Below are 7,234 nucleotides of genomic sequence, written 5' to 3'. Positions count from 1 at the left end.
CGAGCGCCAGCGCGTCGCGGTGGCCCGGGCGCTGGTCACGCGGCCGGCCTGCGTGCTGGCCGACGAGCCTACCGGCAATCTCGACCGCGCCACCGCCGACGGTGTGTTCGCACTGATGCTCGACTTGGCGCAGGCCCAGGGCACCGCCTATGTGATGGTGACGCACGACGACGCGCTGGCGGCGCGCTGCCACCGGCGCGTGCGGCTCGACCGCGGCACGCTGCAGGCCTGACGTTCAGGCCCGAGCACACAGGCTGTTGCACAGTCGCCGGCCGTCGCCGGCCCGGGCGTGCACTGGTACCGGCTGGGCCGGATCAACTCGATTGAACCCGGATGCGGATCGCGCTACCCTTCCAGCCCTGCTGCTGCAGCGCGGCCTCGAAACGGGGCAGCAACTGCCGCAACTTGGCCGCCACGGCCGTGTTGCCCGCAAGCAGCGCCCAACCCTGTTCGTCCACCGGGCCCGGCCGCACCTGAACGGCCAGCGCCGCGGGCAGCAGCGGGCGGATCACGTCGAAACGCGCGTTCGATTCGCGCAGCAGTGCCTGCAGCCGCACGAGCGGCTCCGACTGCGCCAGCGCATCGCCGATCGGCAGCGCGACGGGCAGGCTGGAGTTGGGATGCAGGGCCATGGATGAAGGAGACCGTATGCAGATCATAGTGACCCATGGCCGCTACGCACGCACCCGCGTGCTCGACCTGCCGGCCTGGAAGCTGGCGATCGTCGGAACCTTCCTCGTGGGGCTGCTGCTGGCGCTGTCGGGCGCGATCTACCACTTCGTGTTCCTGAAGGCCGCGCGCGAGGGCTGGCCGGTGGTCAGCCAGGTGGTCAAGCTGGTGGTGCGTGACGAGATCGCGCAGCGCGACCGCTTCATGCGCGAGAACCTCGACGCCATGGCTTCGAAGGTCGGCGAGATGCAGGCCAAGCTGATGAAGCTCGAGACCATGGGCGAGAGGGTCTCCGGGCTGGCTGGCCTGAAGCCCGAGGATTTCCGCGGCCTCGACCGTCCGGCGGCGCCGGTTCCCGCCGGCGCGGCCGTTGGCGGCGGGCGGGGCGGGCCTTATGTGCCGGTCGAATCGCCGTCGTTGGCGCAGCTGAACCAGGCGATCGCCGCGCTGGATGAAGGGGCCGACCGCCACAGCGACGTGTTCACGCTGGTCGAGTCGCGCCTGCTCGAGACGCGCCTGCGGGCGCTGATGGTGCCGAGCTCGGCCCCCGTCGATGGGCCGGTGGGCTCGGGCTTCGGCTTCCGGACAGACCCCTTCACCGGCCGCGGTGCGCTCCACACCGGCCTGGATTTCCCGGCCGAGACCGGCACCGCCATCCTGGCGGCGGCGGGCGGCGTGGTGATGAGCGCCGAGACCCACCCCGCCTACGGGCGCACGGTCGAAATCGACCACGGCAACGGCCTGGTGACGCGTTATGCCCACGCGGCGCGGCTGCTGGTGGCGCCCGGCGACCTGATCCGTCGCGGCCAGAAGATCGCCGAGGTCGGCAGCACCGGCCGCTCGACCGGGCCGCACCTGCATTTCGAGGTGCTGGTTGACGGCGCGCCGCAGGATCCGGCGAAGTTCCTGGCGCAGGCTTCCCGGCTGCCTGCGGGCAATGTCGCTCGGGCTGCGAACCGCACGGCGGAGGCCCGCTGACACGACGGCCCGGAAGCCCCGTCGCTAGGGTGGGGCATCCCGGGGCGGGTGGTAGAGTTCTGGGCTGAGTGCGGCGCCGAACGGGCGCCGCTCTTGTATTCCGGAGTGCCATCCGCAGTTGCTTGCAGCCCGGGGCTGCACTGTGGCGTGGCGTGATGGCCCGGCGGTTGCTGTGCTCGCCACGTTGCGGGCCGCTTCACCCCTCATCGACCGATTCCCCGCATGTTGCCCAAGCTTCTCACCTCGATTTTCGGCAGCCGCAACGAACGGCTCCTCAAGCAGTACCGGCGCGTGGTCGATCAGATCAACGCCCTCGAGCCGCAGTTCGAGCAGCTCGGGGATGACGAACTGCGGGCCAAGACCGAGGCGTTCAAGCAACGCGTGGCCGACGGTGAGACGCTCGACCAGTTGCTGCCCGAGGCCTTTGCCGTCGTGCGCGAGGGCAGCAAGCGGGCGCTGAAGATGCGCCACTTCGACGTGCAGCTGATCGGCGGCATGACGCTGCACAACGGCAAGATCGGCGAGATGCGCACCGGCGAAGGCAAGACGCTGATGGCGACGCTGCCGGTCTACCTGAACGCGCTGGCCGGCAAGGGCGTGCACGTGGTGACGGTCAACGACTACCTCGCGCGGCGCGATGCCGAGTGGATGGGACGGCTGTACAACTTCCTCGGGCTGACGGTCGGGGTCAACGGCCCGCAGATGACGCGCGAGGCCAAGCAGGCTGCCTACGCAGCCGACGTGACCTACGGCACCAACAACGAGTTCGGCTTCGACTACCTGCGCGACAACATGGTCACCGAGGTGGCCGACCGGGTGCAGCGCTCGCTGAATTTCGCGATCGTCGACGAGGTCGACTCGATCCTGATCGACGAGGCGCGCACGCCGCTGATCATCAGCGGCCAGGCCGAGGACCAGACCGAGCTTTATCTGCGCATCAACGCGGTCGCGCCGCTGCTGAAGAAGCAGATCGGCGAGGCCGATCCGCGCACCGGCGAGGGCGTGATCGAGGCCGGCGACTTCACCGCTGACGAGAAGACCCACCAGGTGGTGCTGACCGAGGCGGGACACGAGCACGCCGAGGCGCTGCTCGCGCAGGCCGGTCTGCTGGTCGAGGGGGCGAGCCTGTACGACGCCGCCAACATCACGCTGATGCACCATCTGTACGCGGCGCTGCGCGCGCGCCATCTGTACCACCGTGACCAGCATTACGTGGTGCAGAACGGCGAGGTCGTCATCGTCGACGAGTTCACCGGCCGCCTGATGACCGGGCGGCGCTGGAGCGACGGCCTGCACCAGGCGGTGGAAGCCAAGGAAGGCGTGCCGATCCAGGCCGAGAACCAGACGCTGGCCTCGATCACCTTCCAGAACTACTTCCGCATGTACGGCAAGCTCGCCGGCATGACCGGCACGGCCGACACCGAGGCCTACGAGTTCCAGGAGATCTACGGTCTGGAGACCGTGGTGATCCCGCCCAACAAGCCGACCCAGCGCCGCGATGAGCTCGACCTGGTCTACAAGACCTCGCGCGAGCGCTACGAGGCGGTGGTCAAGGACATCCAGGACTGCTACGAGCGCGGCCAACCGGTGCTGGTGGGCACCACGTCGATCGAGAACTCCGAGCTGATCTCGAAGCTGCTCGAGAAGTACAAGCTCCCACACGAGGTGCTCAACGCCAAGCAGCACGCCCGCGAGGCGGAGATCATCGCCCAGGCCGGCCGGCCGAAGGCGGTGACCATCGCCACCAACATGGCCGGCCGCGGCACCGACATCGTGCTGGGCGGCAACGTCGAGAAGCAGGTGCAGTTCATCGAGGCCGACGACGCCATCCCGGCCGACGACAAGCTGCGCCGCATCCAGCAGCTCAAGGACGAATGGGCCGGCCTGCACGAGCAGGTCAAGGCGGCGGGCGGCTTGCGCATCGTGGCCACCGAGCGCCACGAGTCGCGCCGCATCGACAACCAGCTGCGCGGCCGTTCGGGCCGTCAGGGTGATCCGGGCGCCTCGCGCTTCTACCTGTCGCTCGAGGATCCGCTGATGCGCATCTTCGCCGGCGACCGTGTCAAGGCGATCATGGAGCGCCTGAAGATGCCCGATGGCGAGGCCATCGAGGCCGGCATCGTCTCGCGCAGCATCGAGGGTGCGCAGCGCAAGGTCGAGGCGCGCAACTTCGACATCCGCAAGCAGCTGCTCGAGTACGACGACGTGTCGAACGACCAGCGCAAGGTGATCTACCAGCAGCGCAACGACATCCTCGAATCGAAGGAGCTCGGCGCCCAGATCGCCCACCTGCGTCGTGGTGCGATGACCGACGTGGTGCGCACCTTCGTGCCGGTCGAGAGTGTCGAGGAGCAGTGGGACATCCCCGGCCTCGAAAAGGTGCTGCGCGACGAATGGCAGCTCGACGTGCCGATCGCCGCGCAGGTGGACAAGAGCGACGCGATCACCGATGAGGATCTGGTCGAGATGGTCGCCAAGACCGCCGACGAGACCTACGCCGGCAAGGTGGCGCTGGTCGGCGAGGAGCAGTTCTCCGGCTTCGAGCGCGCGGTGCTGTTGCAGTCGATCGACACGCACTGGCGCGAGCATCTCGCAGCGCTCGACTACCTGCGCCAGGGCATCCACCTGCGCGGCTACGCCCAGAAGAACCCGAAGCAGGAGTACAAGCGCGAGGCCTTCGAGCTGTTCTCGACCCTGCTCGACACGGTGAAGATGGACGTCACCCGCCTGCTGATGACGGTACGTATCCGCAGCACCGAGGAAGTCACGCAGGCGGCCGAGGCGCTGGAGGAGAAGGCCGAGGCCATCAGCAACCTCACCTACACGCACCCCACCGAAGACGGTGGCGTGGCGGTCGAGGCCGATCCGGCCACCGAGGTGGCGAACCGCATGGCCGAGGTGCCGCGCGCCGGACGCAACGACCCCTGCCCCTGCGGCAGCGGCAAGAAGTACAAGCAGTGTCACGGCCGATTGGCTTGATCGCAGCGACCCGGAGAGCCTCATGCCCGTGAATCTCGTCGCCCCGAACGCCGCCGACCTGCATCCCGTGCCGGGGGTCGAGATCGGCATCGCGATGGCCGGTGTGCGCAAGGCGGGCCGGCGTGACCTGAGCGTGTTCAAGCTGGCAGAGGGCTCTGCGGTGGCGGCGGTGTTCACGCAGAACCGTTTCTGCGCCGCGCCGGTGCAACTGTGCCGCAAACACCTGGAGGCCGCCGTCGGCGTGCGGGCACTCGTCGTCAACACCGGCAACGCGAACGCCGGCACCGGCGAGGACGGGCTGGTGCGCGCGTTCTCCACCTGCGTGGCGCTGGCCCGCCGGCTCGACATCGCGCCGGAGCAGGTGCTGCCGTTCTCGACCGGCGTGATCATGGAGACGCTGCCCACCGACCGCATCGAGGCCGGGCTGCCGGCGGCGCTGGCCGACTGCCGGGCCGACAACTGGCCGGCCGCCGCCGAGGCCATCATGACCACCGACACCCTGCCCAAGGCCGCGTCGCGTCAGCTGCAGATCGGCGGCCGGACGGTGACGGTGACCGGCATCGCCAAGGGCGCGGGATGATCCGTCCCAACATGGCGACGATGCTCGGATTCGTGGCCACCGATGCCAGGGTGGCACCGCGCGCCTTGCAGGCGCTCGTACGCGAGGCGGCTGACCGGTCCTTCAACCGCATCACCATCGATGGCGACACGTCCACCAACGACAGCTTCGTGCTGGTCGCCACGGGCCAGGCGGCGCACGACGAGATCACGGCACTCGAGTCGCCCGAAGGTGCAGCGCTGCGCGAGGCAGTGATCGCGGTGTCGCAGCAGCTCGCGCAGGCGATCGTGCGCGACGGCGAGGGTGCGACGAAGTTCATCACGGTGCGTGTCGACGGCGGCCGCTCGAAGGAGGAGTGCCGGTGGGTCGCCTACGCGATCGCGCATTCACCGCTGGTGAAGACCGCTTTCTTCGCCAGCGACCCCAACCTGGGCCGGATCCTCGCCGCGGTGGGCTATGCGGGCATCGCCGACCTCGACCAGTCGCTGATCGACCTCCACCTCGACGACGTGCACGTCGCGACGAAGGGCGGTCGCCATCCCGCCTACCAGGAGGCCGACGGCCAGCGCGTCATGAAGCAGAGCGAGATCACCGTGCGGGTCGATCTGCACCGCGGGGCGGCCCATGCCACCGTGTGGACCTGCGATCTCTCGCACGACTACGTCACGATCAACGCCGACTACCGCAGCTGAGCGTTCGTCCGAAGCGACGTCAGCCGCGGCCCAGCGGCAGTGCGAAGTAGAAGGTCGCCCCGCGGTCCTTCTCGGATTCGGCCCAGAGCCGCCCGCCCATGCGGTGGATCGCGCGGCGCACGATCGCCAACCCGATGCCGGTGCCCGCGAACTCGACGTCGCCGTGCAGGCGCTTGAACGGTTCGAACAGGTGTTCGGCCGCCGTCATGTCGAAGCCCACGCCGTTGTCGCGAACCTGGCAGACGAGCTGACCGTCGGCCGTTGGGGCGCCTTGCAGATCGATGAGCGCGTCGTCGCGCCGGAGGGTGTATTTCCAGGCGTTCGACAGCAGGTTCTCCAGCACGACGCGCAGCAGGCCCAGATCGCCCACGACCTTCAGACCGGTGGCGATGCGCACCGTCATGCCGGCCCGTGGACTCTGCTCGCGCAGCACGCCCACGATCTCGTGGGCGAGTTGCCCGATGTCGATCGTGCGGTGCTGTACGTCGCCGTGGCCGACATGCGCCAGCTTGATGAGGTCGTCGATCAGCGCTTCCATGCGCCGTGCGGACTTGCCGATGCGGTCCAGGAAGCCCTGGCCTTCCGCATCGAGCTGCGAACGGTGATGGTCGGCGAGCAGACCGCTGTAGCCGCTGATCGCCCGCAGCGGGGCCCGCAGGTCATGGGCGACGCTGTAGGAAAAGGCCTCCAGCCCGGCGTTGGCTTCGCGCAGCGCAGCGGTCCGCTCCTGCACCCGGTGCTCCAGCTCCTGCAGCGTCTGCACGTTCTCGATCGCGACCGAGGTCGTGTCGGCCAGGGCCTGCAGCAGTGACACCTCGTCGGTGCTCGGCCGGTAGGGGCGTGCCCAGTAGTTGCCGATGGCGCCGATCGGCGACTCGCTGCGGATCGGCACCATCGCCATGCTGCGCACGAAGGTCGGGCGGTAGGCGTCGACCGGCACGCGCGGGTCCTGGTAGATGTCGGGGATGACGGCGGGCGTGCGCTGGAGCATGACCCAGCCACTGACGCAGGCCGACATCGGAAAGCGCTGCCCCTTCCACAGCGGCTCGATCGCATCCTCGTCGGCGTAATGGCACAGGTCGCCGTCGCGCAGGATGAAGGTGGCGCCATCGGCCGAGGTCAGCTCGCGGGCGCCGTGGCGCACGATGGCCATGATCTGCTCCACGCTGCGCGCCAGCGAGAGTTGCTTGACGATGTCGACCAGCAGCGCCATGCCGCGCGCGCCAGGCCAGTCGATCGCGGTCGGCCTGCAGCAGCGGGTGCCGCAACGCCGGCGCCAGCCGCCACAGTGCGTCCTTCGGGACGACATCGGCGGCGCCGGCCGCCAGCCACTGTTGCGCACGCTGCTCGTCCGCGT

4 protein-coding genes and 2 pseudogenes are annotated in these 7,234 nt (G+C 69.1%); 4 read left to right on the top strand and 2 right to left on the bottom strand.

Annotated elements, in window-relative coordinates; all coding sequences use genetic code 11:
• Positions 1-232: pseudogene (locus tag x551_RS05795) on the top strand (lipoprotein-releasing system ATP-binding protein LolD); the annotation flags it as partial.
• An 82-nt stretch (positions 233-314) separates the two neighbouring features.
• Here x551_RS05795 and x551_RS05790 read toward each other — a convergent pair.
• Positions 315-632 (bottom strand): hypothetical protein, encoded by a 318-nt coding sequence (locus x551_RS05790; protein ID WP_011830329.1) that lies wholly within the window; start codon positions 630-632, stop codon positions 315-317.
• Between the two features lie 16 nt (positions 633-648).
• On the opposite strand from x551_RS05790, the gene x551_RS05785 reads away from it, so the two are divergent.
• The 3 genes and pseudogenes from x551_RS05785 to argJ all read left to right on the top strand — a co-directional run bounded on the left by x551_RS05785 (position 649) and on the right by argJ (position 5,877).
• Positions 649-1,647, top strand: a complete 999-nt coding sequence (locus tag x551_RS05785; RefSeq protein ID WP_036231655.1) for a M23 family metallopeptidase — start codon at positions 649-651, stop codon at positions 1,645-1,647.
• A 222-nt stretch (positions 1,648-1,869) separates the two neighbouring features.
• On the top strand, positions 1,870-4,626 hold the full coding sequence (secA, locus tag x551_RS05780; RefSeq protein WP_011830327.1) for a preprotein translocase subunit SecA: 2,757 nt from the start codon (positions 1,870-1,872) through the stop codon (positions 4,624-4,626).
• Positions 4,627-4,648: 22 nt separating this feature from the next.
• A pseudogene (argJ, locus tag x551_RS05775) lies at positions 4,649-5,877 on the top strand (bifunctional glutamate N-acetyltransferase/amino-acid acetyltransferase ArgJ).
• Between the two features lie 19 nt (positions 5,878-5,896).
• Here the strand turns inward: argJ and x551_RS26430 are convergent.
• The gene (locus x551_RS26430; RefSeq protein ID WP_036231657.1) at positions 5,897-7,090 is read right to left on the bottom strand and encodes an ATP-binding protein; all 1,194 of its coding nucleotides are present in this window, start codon (positions 7,088-7,090) and stop codon (positions 5,897-5,899) included.
• Between the last annotated feature and the right edge of the window lie 144 nt (positions 7,091-7,234).

It is taken from the genome of Methylibium sp. T29, assembly GCF_000576205.1.
Taxonomy (GTDB): Bacteria; Pseudomonadota; Gammaproteobacteria; order Burkholderiales; family Burkholderiaceae_C; genus Methylibium; species Methylibium petroleiphilum.
The sequence above is the reverse complement of the archived record's forward strand: the minus strand, read 5'-3'. Positions and strand labels throughout refer to the sequence as shown.

Coding starts and splice junctions, on each gene's coding strand:
- x551_RS05790 (WP_011830329.1), bottom strand. CDS start 632: ATGGCCCTGCATCCCAACTCCAGCCTGCCCGTCGCGCTGCCGATCGGC.
- x551_RS05785 (WP_036231655.1), top strand. CDS start 649: ATGCAGATCATAGTGACCCATGGCCGCTACGCACGCACCCGCGTGCTC.
- secA (WP_011830327.1), top strand. CDS start 1,870: ATGTTGCCCAAGCTTCTCACCTCGATTTTCGGCAGCCGCAACGAACGG.
- x551_RS26430 (WP_036231657.1), bottom strand. CDS start 7,090: ATGGCGCTGCTGGTCGACATCGTCAAGCAACTCTCGCTGGCGCGCAGC.